Annotated in this window: 16 protein-coding genes; 14 read left to right on the top strand and 2 right to left on the bottom strand. The window is 72.0% G+C overall.

Annotation, left to right across the window (positions count from 1 at the left end; all coding sequences use genetic code 11):
• Position 1 precedes the first annotated feature (1 nt).
• The 12 genes from AC5DRG_RS29855 (at position 2) to paaE (ending at position 11812) form a co-directional block, all read left to right on the top strand.
• Entirely contained in the window at positions 2 to 1021 is a 1020-nt protein-coding gene (locus AC5DRG_RS29855; RefSeq protein ID WP_491802544.1) for an alpha-ketoacid dehydrogenase subunit beta, read from the top strand.
• A complete protein-coding gene (locus AC5DRG_RS29850; RefSeq protein WP_491802543.1) occupies positions 1018 to 2502 on the top strand; it encodes a dihydrolipoamide acetyltransferase family protein in 1485 nt (494 codons plus the stop codon). Before AC5DRG_RS29855 ends, AC5DRG_RS29850 begins: the two co-directional genes overlap by 4 nt.
• 87 nt (positions 2503 to 2589) lie before the next feature.
• Positions 2590 to 4302, top strand: a complete 1713-nt coding sequence (gene paaN / locus AC5DRG_RS29845) for a phenylacetic acid degradation protein PaaN (protein ID WP_491802542.1) — start codon at positions 2590 to 2592, stop codon at positions 4300 to 4302.
• Positions 4295 to 5476, top strand: a complete 1182-nt coding sequence (locus AC5DRG_RS29840; RefSeq protein WP_491802541.1) for a thiolase family protein — start codon at positions 4295 to 4297, stop codon at positions 5474 to 5476. The genes paaN and AC5DRG_RS29840 overlap by 8 nt, the downstream gene beginning before the upstream one ends.
• Complete coding sequence (locus AC5DRG_RS29835; RefSeq protein WP_491802540.1) at positions 5473 to 6264, top strand: enoyl-CoA hydratase/isomerase family protein; 792 nt, start codon at positions 5473 to 5475, stop codon at positions 6262 to 6264. Before AC5DRG_RS29840 ends, AC5DRG_RS29835 begins: the two co-directional genes overlap by 4 nt.
• Positions 6261 to 7109, top strand: coding sequence for a 3-hydroxyacyl-CoA dehydrogenase family protein (locus AC5DRG_RS29830; protein WP_491802539.1), 849 nt, complete (start codon positions 6261 to 6263; stop codon positions 7107 to 7109). Before AC5DRG_RS29835 ends, AC5DRG_RS29830 begins: the two co-directional genes overlap by 4 nt.
• Positions 7100 to 7948, top strand: a complete 849-nt coding sequence (locus AC5DRG_RS29825; RefSeq protein WP_491802538.1) for an enoyl-CoA hydratase/isomerase family protein — start codon at positions 7100 to 7102, stop codon at positions 7946 to 7948. The genes AC5DRG_RS29830 and AC5DRG_RS29825 overlap by 10 nt, the downstream gene beginning before the upstream one ends.
• A 37-nt stretch (positions 7949 to 7985) precedes the next feature.
• Positions 7986 to 8966, top strand: a complete 981-nt coding sequence (gene paaA / locus AC5DRG_RS29820; RefSeq protein ID WP_491802537.1) for a 1,2-phenylacetyl-CoA epoxidase subunit PaaA — start codon at positions 7986 to 7988, stop codon at positions 8964 to 8966.
• Positions 8963 to 9259, top strand: coding sequence for a 1,2-phenylacetyl-CoA epoxidase subunit PaaB (gene paaB / locus AC5DRG_RS29815; protein ID WP_491802536.1), 297 nt, complete (start codon positions 8963 to 8965; stop codon positions 9257 to 9259). Before paaA ends, paaB begins: the two co-directional genes overlap by 4 nt.
• Positions 9260 to 9276: 17 nt before the next feature.
• On the top strand, positions 9277 to 10149 hold the full coding sequence (gene paaC / locus AC5DRG_RS29810; RefSeq protein ID WP_491802535.1) for a 1,2-phenylacetyl-CoA epoxidase subunit PaaC: 873 nt from the start codon (positions 9277 to 9279) through the stop codon (positions 10147 to 10149).
• The gene (paaD, locus tag AC5DRG_RS29805; protein WP_491802534.1) at positions 10143 to 10679 is read left to right on the top strand and encodes a 1,2-phenylacetyl-CoA epoxidase subunit PaaD; all 537 of its coding nucleotides are present in this window, start codon (positions 10143 to 10145) and stop codon (positions 10677 to 10679) included. Before paaC ends, paaD begins: the two co-directional genes overlap by 7 nt.
• Positions 10679 to 11812, top strand: coding sequence for a 1,2-phenylacetyl-CoA epoxidase subunit PaaE (gene paaE / locus AC5DRG_RS29800; RefSeq protein WP_491802533.1), 1134 nt, complete (start codon positions 10679 to 10681; stop codon positions 11810 to 11812). Before paaD ends, paaE begins: the two co-directional genes overlap by 1 nt.
• A 690-nt stretch (positions 11813 to 12502) precedes the next feature.
• Here paaE and AC5DRG_RS29795 read toward each other — a convergent pair.
• Positions 12503 to 13852, bottom strand: coding sequence for an NAD(P)/FAD-dependent oxidoreductase (locus AC5DRG_RS29795; protein ID WP_491802532.1), 1350 nt, complete (start codon positions 13850 to 13852; stop codon positions 12503 to 12505).
• 5 nt (positions 13853 to 13857) lie between these two features.
• Positions 13858 to 14601 (bottom strand): hypothetical protein, encoded by a 744-nt coding sequence (locus tag AC5DRG_RS29790; RefSeq protein ID WP_491802531.1) that lies wholly within the window; start codon positions 14599 to 14601, stop codon positions 13858 to 13860.
• A gap of 359 nt (positions 14602 to 14960) precedes the next feature.
• On the opposite strand from AC5DRG_RS29790, the gene AC5DRG_RS29785 reads away from it, so the two are divergent.
• Positions 14961 to 15353: an acyl-ACP desaturase gene (locus AC5DRG_RS29785; RefSeq protein WP_491802529.1), complete on the top strand. Its 393-nt coding sequence runs from the start codon at positions 14961 to 14963 to the stop codon at positions 15351 to 15353.
• 35 nt (positions 15354 to 15388) lie between these two features.
• Positions 15389 to 16183 (top strand): cupin-like domain-containing protein, encoded by a 795-nt coding sequence (locus AC5DRG_RS29780; RefSeq protein ID WP_491802528.1) that lies wholly within the window; start codon positions 15389 to 15391, stop codon positions 16181 to 16183.
• Positions 16184 to 16281: the final 98 nt, after the last annotated feature.

Raw genomic sequence — 16281 nt, 5'->3', positions numbered from 1 at the left:
CATGGCCAAGGTCACGATGGCGCAGGCGCTGAACACCGCTCTGCGCGACGCACTGCGCGAGGACGAGCGCGTACTCGTCTTCGGTGAGGACGTCGGCCCCCTCGGCGGCGTCTTCCGGATCACCGACGGACTGACCCGCGACTTCGGCGAGCAGCGGTGCTTCGACACCCCGCTGGCCGAGGCCGGCATCGTCGGACTGGCCGTCGGCATGGCGATGGGCGGCTTCCGGCCCGTGGTGGAGATGCAGTTCGACGCCTTCGCATACCCCGCCTTCGAGCAGATCGCCTCGCACGTCGCCAAGCTGCGCAACCGTACCCGGGGCCGCCTCACGCTGCCGATGGTGATCCGCATCCCCTACGCGGGCGGCATCGGCGGAGTCGAGCACCACTGCGACTCCAGCGAGGCGTACTACGCGCACACGCCGGGACTCAAGGTCGTCACCCCGGCGACGGCCGAGGACGCGTACTGGCTGCTGCGGGACGCCGTCGCCGACCCCGACCCGGTGGTCTTCCTGGAGCCGAAGAAGCTGTACTGGTCGAGGGAGGACACCGACCTGGAGCGGCGCGGCGCGCTGCCGTTCGGGCGGGCGGCGATCCGGCGGGAGGGCCGTGACGCCACGGTCGTCGCGTACGGGCCGTCGGTTCCGGTGGCCCTGGCCGCCGCGGAAGCCGCCGCGGCCGAGGGCATCGAACTGGAGGTCGTGGACCTGCGGACCCTGGTGCCCTTCGACGACGAGACGGTCACGGCATCGGTACGCCGGACCGGGCGCTGCCTGGTCGTCCAGGAGGCCCAGGGCTTCGCCGGGGTCGGAGCGGAGATCGCCGCCCGCGTCCAGGAACGCTGTTTCCACTCGCTGGCAGCGCCCGTCCTGAGGGTCACCGGCTTCGACATCCCGTATCCGCCGCCGAAGTTGGAGCACGCGCACCTGCCCGGCGTCGACCGGATCCTCGACGCCGTCGACCGCCTGCAGTTCGCCGACGAGCCGGACACCCGGCACCTGCTGAGGGGAGCGGTCGCATGACCACCTCAACGCTCCAGGAGCAGTTGTTCCGGCTGCCCGACCTCGGCGAAGGACTGGCCGAGGCCGAGATCGTCGAGTGGAAGGTCGCGGTCGGCGACACGGTGGCGATCGACCAGATCGTCGTCGAGGTCGAGACCGCCAAGGCCGCGGTCGAGGTACCGGTCCCGTACGCGGGCACGGTGCTGCGACTGCACACGGAGGCGGGTACGGCGCTGGCGGTGGGGGAGCCGCTGATCACCGTGGGCGCGGACGCCTCCGGCGGTGTCGGGTCCTCCGGTACGACGTCGGGCGGGCCGGTGTCGGTCGACGCGGCCGCGGAGCGTTACCGGGAGGAGGAACAGGCCGGTTCCGGCAACGTCCTGATCGGCTACGGCACCGGGCACGGCCCGGCGACTTCGCGCCGCCGCCGTCGGCGCGCCGCCGTGGTGGCCACGGGCGAGGTGTCCGGGGGCGCGAGCGCATCGCGCGCCGGTGCCGCGTCTGCTGACGCCGAGGCTCCGACCGGCGTCGGAACACCGGCGCACGACGGCCACCCCTCTCCGGCCGTGGCAGGGCCGCCGCACGCACCCCGGGCGATCTCCCCCCTCGTACGGAGGATGGCCCGGGACCACGGTGTCGACCTCGCCGGTCTGGCGCCGTCCGGTCCCGCCGGTGTCGTCCTGAGACGGGACGTGGAGCAGGCCATCGTCCGGGCCACCACGCAGGTGCCGACGGAACCCGCCCCCGCACCGAACACCCCGGCGCAGCGGGCATCGGCACCCGCCCTCGAGGGACGCGGGGAACCCGACGGTCCCGAGCGGATCCCGCTGCGCGGAGTACGGGGTGCCATCGCGAACAAGCTCTCCCGCAGCCGTACCGAGATCCCCGACGCCACCACCTGGGTCGACGTGGACGCGACCGGGCTGCTCCAGGCCAAGAAGGCGCTGGAGGCCGCCGAACCCGGCCGCCGCATCGGGCTGTTGGCCCTGCTGGCCCGTATCTGCGTGGCCGGCCTCGGCCGCTACCCGGAGCTGAACTCCACGGTGGACACCGAGCGGCGGGAGATCGTCCGCTTCGGTGAGGTGCACCTCGGCTTCGCCGCCCAGACCGAACGCGGCCTGGTCGTCCCCGTCGTCCGTGACGCCCACCGCATGACGACCGTACAACTGGCCGCCGAACTCAGCCGGTTGACCGAGCTCGCCCGCAACGGGAGCCTCCCGCCCGACCGTCTGACCGGCGGGACATTCACCCTCAACAACTACGGCGTGTTCGGCGTGGACGGTTCCACGCCCATCATCAACCACCCGGAGGCCGCCCTGCTCGGCGCGGGCCGCATCGTCGACAAGCCCTGGGTGGTGGACGGCGCGCTCGCCGTCCGAAAGGTCATGCAGCTCTCCCTCAGCTTCGACCACCGGGTCTGCGACGGTGGCGTGGCCGGCGGCTTCCTGCGCTATGTGGCCGACTGCGTGGAGAGCCCGGCGATCCTGCTCGCCGACGCCTGATCCGGCCCCTTCTCCATTCCGCTCCATTCCGCCCGCCTGGGTGCTCCGCACCCACTCACCTACCGAACGTTCGGCCAGGAGCCCCTCGTGTCCGCTGACCCACACCCCGACTTCTTCGCACGCCATACGGATCTGCTCCACCAGGCGGCGGAACGTGCGACCGCCCGCGACCACTGGTCGCCCTACCCGGAAACCCCCGGCACCTCCGCGTACGGAGCCGGGGCACCCGAGCTGGGCGAGGCCGCTTTCCGTGGTCTCCTCGGCCGCCCCTTCCCCCTCGAAGGGCACCCCACGACCGGCACCGTCCCCGCCGCCGAGGTCTCCCCCTACGGCTTCCCCCTCGGCATCAGCTACCCCTGCCTGGTGCCCGAGGTGGCCGTCGCGACGGCCAGGTCCGCGGCCGTGGCGTGGCGTGCCGCGAGCCCCGACACCCGGGCTGGCGTCGCGGCCGAGATCCTCGCCCGGCTGAACGCGGCGAGCTTCGAGATCGCGCACGCCGTCCAGCACACCACCGGCCAGCCCTTCGTCATGGCCTTCCAGGCGGGCGGCCCGCACGCCCAGGACCGCGGCCTCGAAGCGGTCGCGTACGCCTGGCAGGAGCAGCGGCGCCATCCGGCCACCGCCCGCTGGAGCAAGCCGCAGCGCAGGGGCGGCCCGCTCGTCATGGACAAGACCTTCACCCCCGTCGGACGCGGGGTGGCGGTGCTGATCGCCTGCAACACCTTCCCCACCTGGAACGGCTATCCGGGGCTCTTCGCGAGCCTGGTCACCGGCAACCCGGTGGTGGTCAAGCCGCACCGGCGGGCCGTACTGCCGCTGGCGATCACCGTGCGCATCGCCCGCGAGGTCCTGGCGGAGGCAGGATTCGACCCGGACGTGGTGCTGCTCGCCGCCGAGCGCGACGATGAGCGCACCGCGCCCGCCCTGGCCACCCATCCCGACGTACGCATCGTGGACTTCACCGGCTCCAGCGAGTTCGGCGACTGGCTGGAGGTCAATGCCCGCCAGGCCGTCGTACACACGGAGAAGTCCGGGCTCAACACGGTCGTCGTCGACTCCACGGACGACTACACGGGGCTCCTGCGCAACCTGGCGTTCTCGCTCTCCCTCTACAGCGGCCAGATGTGCACCACCCCGCAGAACATCCTCGTCCCCCGCGACGGCTTCCCGACCGATCAAGGGCCGCGTACGGCAGACGAGTTCGCGGCCGACCTGGGCGCCGCTCTGGACAAGCTGCTCGGCGATCCCGGCCGCGCCGCGGCCACCCTCGGCGCGATCGTGAACGACGGGGTACTGGGACGTCTGGCGGAGGCGGCGGACCTGGGCCGTACCGCCCACCCCTCCCGCGAACCGGCCCACCCCGACCACCCGGACGCGGTCGTCCGCACACCGCTGGTGGCCCGGCTCGACGCCGAGGCCGACGAGAAGACGTACACCAGTGAGTGGTTCGGGCCGGTCTCCTTCGTCATCGGCACCGACTCCACCGCACACGGTCTGCGGCTGCTGCACGACACCGTGCGGCGGCACGGCGCCCTGACCGCCTCCGTGTACACGACGGACGACACCGTGCTGGACGTGGCGCGGGCCACGGCCCTGGAAGCGGGCGTCCACCTGTCCGAGAACCTGACCGGCGGCGTCTTCGTCAACCAGTCCGCCGCCTTCAGCGACTTCCACGGCACCGCGGCCAACCCCGCCGCCAACGCCGCCCTCACCGACCCGGCGTTCGTCACCGGCCGCTTCTCGGTCGTCCAGTCCCGCCGCCACGCGCCCGCACTCGCCGAGGAGAACGCCGATGCCTGACGAGGTCTATCTGATCGACGGGGCCCGCACCCCGCAGGGCCGTTACGGCGGCGCCCTGGCGTCCGTACGCCCGGACGACCTGGCCGCCCTCGTGGTCGGGGAGGCGGTACGGCGCTCCGGGATCCCGGCGGAGGCCGTGGACGAGGTGATCCTCGGCGCCGCGAACCAGGCCGGTGAGGACAACCGGGACGTGGCCCGGATGGCCGTACTGCTGGCCGGACTGCCGCACACCGTGCCCGGATACACCGTCAACCGGCTGTGCGCCTCCGGGCTGACGGCCGTCGCCTCGGCCGCCCAGGCCATACGGGCAGGGGAAGCCGACCTGGTCGTGGCGGGAGGAGTGGAGTCGATGACCCGCGCCCCCTGGGTGATGGCCAAACCCGGCACGCCCTGGGCCCGGCCCGGCGAGGTCCACGACACCTCCATCGGCTGGCGCTTCACCAACCCACGCTTCCCCGCCACGACCACCCTGTCGATGGGCGAGACGGCGGAGGAGGTCGCCGCCCTGGACGGCATCACCCGCCTCGACGCGGACGCCTTCGCGCTGCGCAGCCACCGGCGGGCGCTCGCCGCCCAGCAGGCCGGCCGCTTCGCGCAGGAGATCGTCCCGGTGCCGGTGAAGGACGGCGAGGTGACCCAGGACGAGGGGCCCCGGCCCTCCACCTCGCTGGAGAAGCTAGGCGGACTGCGCGCCGTCTTCCGCGCCGACGGAATCGTGACCGCGGGCAACTCCTCGCCGCTGTCCGACGGGGCCGCGGCCCTGCTGGTGGCGAGCGGGGCGGCGGTCGAACGGTACGGGCTCACTCCCCGGGCCCGTGTCGTCACCGCCGCCTCGGCCGGGACCGAGCCCCACCTGATGGGGCTCGGTCCCGTGCCGGCCACCGCCAAGGCGCTGGACCGGGCCGGCTGGACGGCCGGTGACCTGGACGCGGTCGAGCTGAACGAGGCCTTCGCCGCCCAGGCGTTGGCGGTCGTCCGCAGGCTGAAGCTCGACGAGGACCGGGTCAACGCCGACGGCGGCGCCATCGCCCTCGGCCACCCGCTGGGGTGCTCCGGCGCCCGCATCCTGCTCACCCTCCTCGGCCGCATGGAACGCGAGGACGTCCGCCGGGGCCTGGCGACCCTGTGCGTCGGGGTCGGGCAGGGCGTGGCGATGCTGGTGGAGCGGCCATGAGTACGTCCACGAGTACGTCCACGAGCACGTCGTACGACACCTTGCTGGTCGAGGAGCGCGTGGACCGGGTCGTCGTCACCCTGCACCGGCCCGAGGCCCGCAACGCCATCAGCGGCCGCATGATCGCCGAACTGCACCGCGTCTGCGAGGACTTGGAGCGCGCTCCCAGGCTGTTGCTGCTCACCGGCCATGGCGGAGTCTTCGCCGGGGGCGCCGACATCGCCGAACTGCTCGGGCGCGGTCGCGACGAGGCGCTTCAGGGCATCAACAGCCGCCTGTTCGAACGGGTACGGAGGCTGCCCATGCCCACCGTGGCCGCCGTGGACGGCTGGGCGCTCGGCGGCGGCGCCGAACTGGCGTACGCCTGCGACATCCGGATCGCCGGACCGGACGCCGTCTTCGGCAACCCCGAACCGGGCCTGGGCATCCTCGCCGCCGCCGGGGCGTGCTGGCGGCTGAGGGAGCTGGTCGGCGAGTCGGTGGCCAAGCAGGTCCTGCTCGCCGGGCGGAACCTCGACGCGCCTGCCGCGCTCGCCTGCGGGTTGGTCATGGACGTCGTACCGGCCGACCGGCTGACCGCCGAAGCGCACGCCCTGCTCGACCGCATGGCCCGCTCCTCCGCACTCGCCCTGCGCCTGACCAAGCTCGTCACGGACGCTCCCGATGCCCATCCGGTGGCCGACGACCTCGCCCAGGCCGTGCTGTTCGAGGGCCGCGACAAGGAGGAGCGCATGACGCGCTTCCTGGCGAAGAACGAGAAGAACCAGAAGAACGGAGGCCGGGCATGATCTCGGCATCAGCACCGCCCGCCGTCGTGGGGGTGATCGGCGGAGGCCGGATGGGCGCCGGTATCGCCCAGTCCTTCGCGGCCGCCGGATCGTCGGTGGTCGTCGTGGAGCACGACGGCGCGGCCGCGGCCGCCGCCCTGCACCGGATCGCCGCCGAGCGCAGGGGGCCCGGCGGCCGGGGGGCCGACGGCGATACGGCCCAGGTCACCGCCGTGACCTCGATCGCCGAACTGCCGCACGATGCCGATCTGGTCGTCGAAGCGGTACCGGAGGACGCCGCGCTCAAGGCCCGCCTGCTCGCCGCCGCCGAACAGGCCGTGGGGGAGCGGTGCGTGCTCGCCACCAACACCAGCTCCCTGCCGGTCACCGAACTCGCGGCGGCCCTGAAGCACCCCGGACGCTTCCTGGGCATGCACTTCTTCAATCCCGTGCCGGTCTCCGCGCTGGTCGAACTGGTCCTGGCGCCCGACACCACCGGGCAGACCCTCACAGCGGCGGTCGGCTGGACGCACGCCCTCGGCAAACAGGAGGTCGTGGTCCAGGACTCGCCCGGATTCGCCAGCAGCCGCCTCGGCCTCGCCCTCGGTCTGGAAGCGATCCGCATGGTCGAGGAGGGGGTCGCCGACCCGGAGGCCATCGACACGGCCATGCGTCTGGGCTACCGGCACCCGATGGGGCCGCTGCGCCTCACCGACGTGGTGGGTCTCGACGTACGGCTGGCCATCGCCGAACACCTGCACGCGACGCTCGGGGAACGGTTCACGCCGCCCGGGCTGCTGCGGGAGAAGGTCGCCCGAGGCGAACTGGGCCGCAAGACCGGTCAGGGGTTCTACTCGTGGCAGTGACCGAAGGGACGACCACCACCGAGACCCGGGCGGGCGGGTACTCCGCCTCGTACGGGGTGGCGTACGACGTCACCGACACCGTGGCCGTCATCGAACTGCGCGGACCCGCGAGCGGCAACACCCTCGACACGCATCTGCGCAGCGCACTCCTCATGGCGGCACGGCGCCTGACCACGGACACCGCACGCGGCGTGCGAGCGGCCCTGATCACCGCCCGCGGCAAGCACTTCTGCGTCGGCCAGGACCTCAGGGAACACGCCCGGCTGCTGAAAACCGCGCCCGCCGCAGCCTTCGCGAACATCCCCAACGAGTACAACCCGCTGGTCAAGGAGCTGCACGCGCTGCCGGTCCCGCTCGTCGTGGCCGTCGAGGGAGCATGCGTCGGGGCCGGACTCGGCATCGCCCTCTGCGCCGACGTGCGGGTCGCCGGTGACGGTGCTCGCTTCGCGACCGCCTTCAACGGCATCGGGCTGGCCTCCGACTCCGGCGTCGCCCGCGCCCTCGCCCGCCAGCTGGGCCCCTCGCGGACCGCGGGACTCATGCTCCTGGGCGACCAGTTCTCCGCGCGGGACGCCGAGCACTGGGGCCTGGTCCACCGCGTCGTACCGGACGGCTCGGCCGCGGCAGAAGGGCTGGCCCTCGCCCGCTCCCTGGCCGACGGACCCACCGCCGCCCACCGGGAGACCAAGGCACTGTTGCGGGCCGCCGCCACCACGCCCCTGCCGGCGGCGCTGGAGCGCGAGGCCGTGATCCAGCGACGGCTCGGCGCCACCGACGACCACCACGAGGCCGTCGCGGCCTTCCTCGAACGCCGCAACCCCGCCTTCCGCGGCCACTGACCCACCCGCACAGCGAGCACGAAAGGACACGGACACCATGAACGCACCCGCCGCCACCGGCGCACCCCCGGAACCCCAGAGCCTCGAGTCGGCCTTCGAGGACGCCCTTGCCCGCGACCAGCGCGTCGAGCCCCGCGACTGGATGCCCGAGGGCTACCGCAAGACGCTGGTCCGGCAGATCGCCCAGCACGCGCACTCGGAGATCATCGGCATGCAGCCGGAGGGCGAGTGGATCACCCGCGCGCCCTCCCTGCGCCGCAAGGCCATCCTCTTCGCCAAGGTCCAGGACGAGGCCGGCCACGGGCTGTACCTGTACTCGGCCGCCGAGACACTCGGCGCCGACCGCGCGGACCTCACCGAGCGCCTCATCGAGGGCCGCCAGAAGTACTCGTCGATCTTCAACTACCCGACCCGCACCTTCGCCGACGTCGGCGTGATCGGCTGGTTCGTCGACGGGGCGGCGATCTGCAACCAGGTTCCCCTGTGCCGGAGTTCGTACGGGCCGTACGGACGCGCCATGGTGCGCGTCTGCAAGGAGGAGTCCTTCCACCAGCGGCAGGGCTACGAACTGCTGCTGACCATGATGCGCGGCACCGACGAACAGCGGGCCATGGTCCAGGACGCCGTCGACCGCTGGTGGTGGCCGTCGCTGATGATGTTCGGCCCGCCCGACGACAACTCGCCCAACTCCGCGCAGTCCATGGCCTGGAAGATCAAACGGCACACCAACGACGAACTGCGCCAACGCTTCGTCGACATGACCGTCCCCCAGGCCGACAAGCTGGGCGTCACCCTGCCCGACCCCGAGCTGTGCTGGAACGAGGAGCGCGGCCACCACGACTTCGGCACCCCCGACTGGGCGGAGCTGAAACGGGTGATCTCCGGTGACGGGCCGTGCAACGCCGAACGGATCGCACGGCGCCGGGCGGCCCACGAGGAAGGCGCCTGGGTGCGTGAGGCGGCCACCGCCCACGCGGCCAAGCAGGCGGCACGCGCGCAAGAAGGTAGGGCGGCATGAGCGGGACGACCAAGGGTGACTGGCCCCTGTACGAGGTGTTCGTCCGCGGCAAGCGTGGCCTCAACCACGTCCACGTCGGCTCCCTGCGCGCGGCCGACGACCGGATGGCCCTCACCCATGCCCGGGACCTGTACACCCGGCGCAACGAGGGCGTCAGCATCTGGGCCGTGCGCTCGGACACCATCGCCGCCTCCGCTCCCGGCGAGAAGGACCCTTTCTTCGCCCCCAGCGCCGACAAGGTCTACCGGCACCCCACCTTCTACGACATCCCCGACGACGTCCCCCACATCTAGGAACCCAGGAGCAGCGCATGAGCGACGAGGACCTGTACGTCGACCACGACGACACGCGGTGGGCGTTCGGCACCGGCTTCACCGACCCTCTGCACGGCGTGGACCAGACCGTCCCGGACGGCGTCGACGCCGGCGAGCTGGCCGCCTGCTGTCTGGCGCTGGGCGACGACGCCCTGGTGACGGCCCAGCGGCTCGCCGAGTGGTGCACCCGCGCGCCCGAGCTGGAGGAGGAGCTGGCGCTCGCCAACATCGGCCTCGACCTGCTCGGCCAGGCCCGTCTGCTGTATGCCAGGACCGGCCGGGCCGACGGCACGGGCCGCGGCGAGGACGCGTACGCCTACTTCCGTGATCCGGCCGACTTCCGCAACGTACGGCTCGCCGAACTGCCGGGCGGCGACTTCGCGTTCACCGTCGCCCGGCTGCTGGTGACGTCCACCTGGCGACTCGCCCAGTTCGAGGCGCTGACCGGCGCACCGGACCCGGTGCTGGCCGCCATCGCCGCGAAGAGCGTCAAGGAGCTGGCCTATCACCGTCACTACGCCGCCGAATGGACCGTGCGGCTCGGTGACGGGACCGCCGAGTCCCGGTGCCGCATGGAAACAGCTCTGCACGAGATCGCGCCCTGGCTGGGCGAACTGCTGGCCGACCGCACCGCGGTACACCTCGGCGCCGACCCCGCCACCGTCACCGTCACCGACCGGACCCTGCTCCTGCTCGCCGAGGTGCTCGTGAAGGCCGGGCTGAACCCGTCCGAGGCTCTGCCGCTCGGACCCGCGTCCGTCTCCTCCGTCCCTGGCGCCGGACGGAGCGGCGACCACACGAATCATCTGGCGCCGCTCCTCGCCGAACTGCAGAGCGTCGCCCGCGCACACCCGGAAGCGGCATGGTGACCGTGACGGACCCTGTCGAGCGACGCAGGGAAGCGCAGGAACACGCCCGCCACATCGCCGCCGAGGTCCCCGACCCCGAGCTGCCCATGCTGACCGTCGCGGATCTCGGCGTGCTCCGCGGCATCGAGGTGGAGCAGGACGGAACGGTCGTCGCGCGACTCACCCCCACCTACGCGGGCTGCCCAGCGATGGCGGAGATGCGCGCCGAGGTCGCCACCCGGCTGCGCGCGGCCGGCTTTCGCGCCGTCCGCGTGGTTACAGTGCTCGACCCGCCGTGGACCACCGAATGGATCACCGCCGAAGGCCGCCGCAAGCTGACGGAGCACGGCGTCGCGCCACCCGGGGCACGCCGGAACCCGGACTCCGCGCCGGGGCCGGTCCGGCTGACTCTGGCCCCGGCCGTCGTGCCCTGTCCCCGCTGCGCCTCGCCGGACACCCAGGAGATATCGCGGTTCGCCGCCACCGCCTGCACGGCACTCAGACGCTGCCGCGCCTGCCTGGAGCCCTTCCCACACGTCAAGGACATCTGATGCCCCATCCCCGTACACCGGTCGCGGCACGGTCCCGGCGCCGTCCGGCCTTCCACGCCCTGCGCGTCGCCGCCGTCGAGCTGCTGTGCCCCGACGCCGCCGCCCTCACCTTCGACATCCCCGAACGCCTGGCCGAGGAGTTCGCCTTCCTCCCCGGCCAGTGCCTCACCCTGCGTCGCGAGATCGACGGCCGCGACGAGCGCCGTTCGTACTCCATCTGCTCACCGGCCGGAGCACCGCCCCGCATCGGCGTCCGCGTCGTACCGGGCGGGCTGTTCTCCTCCTGGCTCGTCCACGGCGTACGCCCCGGGGACGTCCTGGACGTCATGGGCCCGGCCGGCGCCTTCACCCCCGACCTCACCGATGCCGGACACCCCGGTCGACCCAGTCACCATGTGCTCGTCGCCGCCGGATCCGGCATCACGCCGATGCTGTCCATCGCCGCGTCGGTCCTCGGCGCGGACGGCGCCTCACGCGTCACCCTCCTGTACGGCAACCGGCGCACCGGCACCGTGATGTTCGCGGACGAACTCGCCGACCTGAAGGACGAGTACCCGGCCCGCTTCCAGCTCGCCCACGTCCTGTCCCGCGAGCCGCGCGAAGCGGAACTGCTCTCCGGCCGCCTCGACACCGGACGGCTCACCGCACTGCTCGATGCCCTCGTCGACATCCAGGGGGTCGGCCACTGGTGGCTGTGCGGCCCGCACGGCATGGTTCGCGACGCCCGGGCGATCCTCTCCGGCCTCGGCGTCCCGGCCGACCGCGTCCACCAGGAGCTGTTCCACGCCGACGATGAGCCACCCGCGCAGCCTGCCCCGCCGATTGCCGATCGGGACGACGCCATGGCCGACGTCCCGACGAGCGAGGTCACCGTGGTCCTCGACGGCCGGGCCACCACGTACTCCGCCCCGCGCCACCGCAGCGTTCTCGACGGCGCCCAACAGGCCCGCCCCGACCTGCCGTTCGCGTGCAAGGGCGGCGTCTGCGGCACCTGCCGCGCCCTCGTCACCCACGGCCGGGCCGACATGCGCCGCAACTACGCCCTGGAACCCGCAGAGGTCTCCGCCGGCTACGTCCTCACCTGCCAGACCTTCGCCGCCTCCGACACGCTCACCGTCGACTTCGACAGTTGAGGAGCGAGACTGCGCTGACCGGGAGCCACGCCTCATCGGTGATGGAGCAGACATTCACGTATGAGGCCGGATCCTCCGGCCCGGACTGCGAAGGAAGTACGCCGGTGCGGTATGCCGAGGGCCCGAGCGTGTGCTGTGACGTCCACGTCGAAGCGGCTCCGGCGCGGGTGCGGGGACTGGTGACTGATATCGGTCTGCCGGCCTGCCTGAGCCCCGAACTGCAGCGTGCGGAATGGCTCGACGGCGCGGAGGGGCCCGCGGTGGGGGCGGGTTTCGCCGGGTATAACCGCCATCGGATGATCGGCGAGTGGCGGACCGTCTCACACGTCGTCGAGTGGGGGGAGCAGCGGGTGTTCGGCCGGGCGGTCGTCGATCCGGACGGCCTGTTCGGTGACCCGGTCCTCGACCCCTCGAGACCCCTGGCCACGTGGCGCTTCGAGGTCGAACTGGAGGGGACCGGCAGCAGGCTGCGGCGGGTCGCGCGGATCGGACCGGGGCGTTCCGGGGCAGCCTGGCGATCGAGCGTGCGCCGGAGCGGGAAGAGGAGATCCTGGCCTTCCGGCTTGCCGAGCTCCGCACCAACATTGAGGTCACCTTGAGCGGCCTCAAGGCGCTCGCCGAGGAAGCTGGCCGGCGCGCATGCCGAAGCAGTCTCCGAGACCCGGCCCGAGCCACTTGCCGCCCGGGACATCACGGCGGGGTTGTGAGGGGTGGCCGGGGGGACGGGGCGGGCAGGCCGAGGAGGCATCCCCGGACGGCGGCGGCGAGCAGCGCCGGGTGGAGCAGGCCTGCCGGCGAGCCGACGAGATGGTAGAGCCGGTCCAGGGTGCGCTGGGCCCGCAGGTTGCCGTGTGCGGCGAGCCGGTCCACCTCTCCCGACCAGCGGCCGAACAGCGCGTCGATGCCCGAGGCGGGGTTGTCGCCGGTGTGGCGGAGGTCCTCGCCGGTGGCGATGGCCCACGGGAGAGCCGCGGCCCGGTGGAGGCGGTGCATCAGCCTCCGCTCCCATCCCGGCCGGGCGCCCGCGGCCAGCGTCTGCCGCAGGAGCAGTGCCTGGGTCGCGGCGACGGTGATGCCCTGGCCGTAGACCGGGTTGAAGGCGCACAGAGCGTCACCCACGGCCAGGAGGTCGTCCGGCCTGTGCGGCAGACGGTCGTAGTGGCGGCGCACGTTGTGGGTGCGGCGGTGGACCGTGGTGTCGCCGAGTGCGCGGGCGCTGCGGGCGAAGTCGGCCAGCGCCGGGTCCCGCAGCCGGTTGAGGAAGGCGTCGAAACCGGCCGGGTCGCGGGGCGGCCGGTGGTCTCCGGCGCCCACCGCCGCCACCAGCCAGCGCCCGCCCTCGACGGGCAGCGCCACCCCGCCGGTCGGTGCGCCGGGAACCGGCAGCATGACGATGCCCGCCACCCGGCCGAGGTGATCGGGCGGTGCGGCATAGACCCGTCCCGCGTAGCTGAATCCGGCGTCGACGACGGTGGTCGCAGGCTCCTCGATTCCCCACCGCGTCAGCCAGTCGGACAGCCGGGAGCTGCGCCCGGAGGCGTCGACGACGAGGCCGGCTCTTACGGGCGGGGCGTCGAAGCACTCGACGAGCCAGCCGCCGCCGGGTGCGGTGGCGGTACGGCTCAGGCCGCGCACCCGCGCGCTGCCGCGCAGCTCCACTCCGGGCAACTCCGCCACCCGCCGCCTGACCAGGTGCTCGACCAACGGGCGGGTGGCGGAGACCACTTCGAACGCGGGTGTGCCGAACGGCGCCCATCCGCGTTCGCCCAGCCACGCCAGATCGCCCGTGTCCAGCGGCACCCCGCCGGCGGCGACCAACTGCGCGCGCAGTCCAGGAAGCAGCTCTTCGATCACGCACAGCCCGCGATGCAGCAGCACATGCGGCTGACGGCCCTGAGGGACACCGCCGCGTGGGACGGGACCCCCGCGGTTCCGGTCCTGTTCGAGGACGATGACCGGGCGGCCGGTCGCCCCGATCACCGCTGCCGTCAGCAGCCCGGCCATGCCCGCTCCGATGACGACGGTGTGTTCGCTGCTCATGCCGGTCACACCAGCCGGAAAAGGAGTTGCCGCATCTGCTTCAACCACGACAGCGGCACAAAACGCCAGAGCGGGGCACCGGCGGACCACGGTATGTGCCCGCGGAGAACGGCTCCGTGATCGAGTGACGCGGCGTGCGGAAAATATCCGGGTCTGCAGGAAACGACATCCTTGAATCCCTTGCCGTGGTAATACCGCAGCTGTGGGTCCCGGGGGAGGCCGTGACGTATTTCACGCATATACACATCCGCCGGCGTGTCCGGGTTGGCGCGTTTCCAGGTCCGCAGACCGGGCATCGGGGATCCGAGATAGATGTCCCGCCAACCGTGCTTGAGAGCGTGCGGCCAGAAGAACTCGAATATGGCGGTCACCGCAGCCGCGTCGACACTGCTCAGGCTGATTCCGAAAAGAGATCTGGTGGCCTCCGCTACAGGTGTCTCTGCCCGGGCGCAGTCGGCCCAGGTGGCTGCCGAGCGCAACTGCGCGGTCGTGATCGGTTTCATGAACAGCGAGGCCAGTGCCGCTCCGCCCGCCGGCCCGAACGCCCCTATGCTCAAGCGCGGATACGCCTGGATGCGGGCGGCCAGCTCCGCGCGACCGGCTGCCTGGTCCTGTTCCCACTTCGCCTGCTCCAGCGTGATGAGCGCCTCGACATCACCCTGCCGCAGGAAGCGGACCCCGACGGAACCTGCGACGGAATCCGATTCCCCTCCGACACGGCTCTGCGCCATTCGGTGCGGGCTGGACATGGGCATCCCCTGCTCTCTTGAGAAACCGAATCTGGGTGCAGCGAAATACTCCCGACCGATCGTCCGTTCGGGCAAGTTCATCGGCGTTCTCGACGGAAAGTGCACACCTGGTGTTCATCTCGGGTACGGATTCGAAATCTCGTATTCACTCGGGGTGCGGATCGCGTGTGATCCCGGTTACCTTCTCCGGCCGCAATGGAATTTCCCGGTATTCTGCGGGCGGCGTTCATGCCCCCGGATTCGTCGCCGTCGGGTCCCCCTTCGCCGCCCGCGCAGAAGCGGGAAGGCATTCCGCGAGCTCGCGACGAACGCCCGCAGAATCGGCTCGCGCGTTCCCCTCACCGTCTCAGGGAAGCCGTATGACCACTGTCCCTACCGCCGACATCCGACTGTCGCAGGACCTCGAACCGGTCGTGGAGGCCGGCCTCAACGGCGTGCTGGGCGGAGAAGCCTGGGAACCCGGGATGCCCGGGCACCTGTCGTTCCACGAACGCGCCACCCGGGTCGCACACCGCGACACCGGTCGCTGCTCCGGCGACTCCGTCTGCGAACAGACACCCACCCGCGTCGCCCAGGACGAGAGCCTGCACATGCTCTTCCACCGCGAGCACCACGACGAGGTGCTGATGCCCGTACTGGGCCGCTTGGGGGTCTTCGAGCGCTCCGGCCCCGGACCGGACGGCGAGCGCGCCCGCGATGCCGACGGCGGCGACAGCGGGGCGTGGACGACCGGGAGGACCTGGAAGAAGTGACAGAGACCTCCGACTTCCGACCCCTACCGGTGGCCATGGGTGCTCTCGCAGTCCACCTGCGCTGTGGGGCTCCGGCAGTCTTCCGCGGGACGGCCTCGGACTGGCCGGCCGTCAGCACCTGGACGTTCCCCTACCTCGCCTCCCTCGCCCCGTCGCTGCCGGTGCAACTCGTCGCGGGCAACAGGGAGAAGGACCGTACGGCATTCACCCGGTCCACACTGGGTGAGTACCTTGAATCCCTGACGAGGGACTCCCCTGCCGGTGACGACCAGACCTACTTGAAGGAGTTCGACCTGCTCAAGCAGTTTCCTCGGCTTCGGGGCGATCTGAGGCATGAGTGGATGTTCCCGCGCGGCTCCGTCGCCTCCTGCAGCACATGGATCGGGCCTGCCCGGGCACGCACGGGCCTGCACCACGACCTGCTGGACAACCTCGCCGTCCAGATCGCGGGAACGAAGCGCTTCTACCTGGCGCGCCCCGGCACCGTCGAACGAGCCGGAGCGCTCTCCACCAAGTACGACGCCTGGGCACGGCTGTCACGTGTGGGCATCGCCGAGCTGGCTGCTACCGACGGCGCCTCGGCCGCCAGTGACGACTTCTTCGCAGTGGATCTCGAACCGGGGGACGTGCTCTACGTCCCGGCGCGCTGGTGGCACGAAGTCGTCAACCTCCGCGCAGGCATCCTCCTCAGCGGATTCTTCGGCTCCAGAACGCGGGTGGGGTCGCTCTGGGCGGGCGTCCTCCTGCGCGACACCCTGCATCGTGCGGGGCTGCTCAGCCCGGAAGACTGCACGTGCCACGCGGATCGCCGCAGTACCCGACACCAGTGAGGGGAACCTGGCGCGGTACACCGGGACTCCACCCGAGGGAGCCATAACGGAAGAGCAGCCGGGTACTCGCCAGGGCGACACCGGACGGCCATGCCCTG

It is taken from the genome of Streptomyces sp. JLBG701, assembly GCF_058544905.1.
The sequence above is the reverse complement of the archived record's forward strand: the minus strand, read 5'-3'. Positions and strand labels throughout refer to the sequence as shown.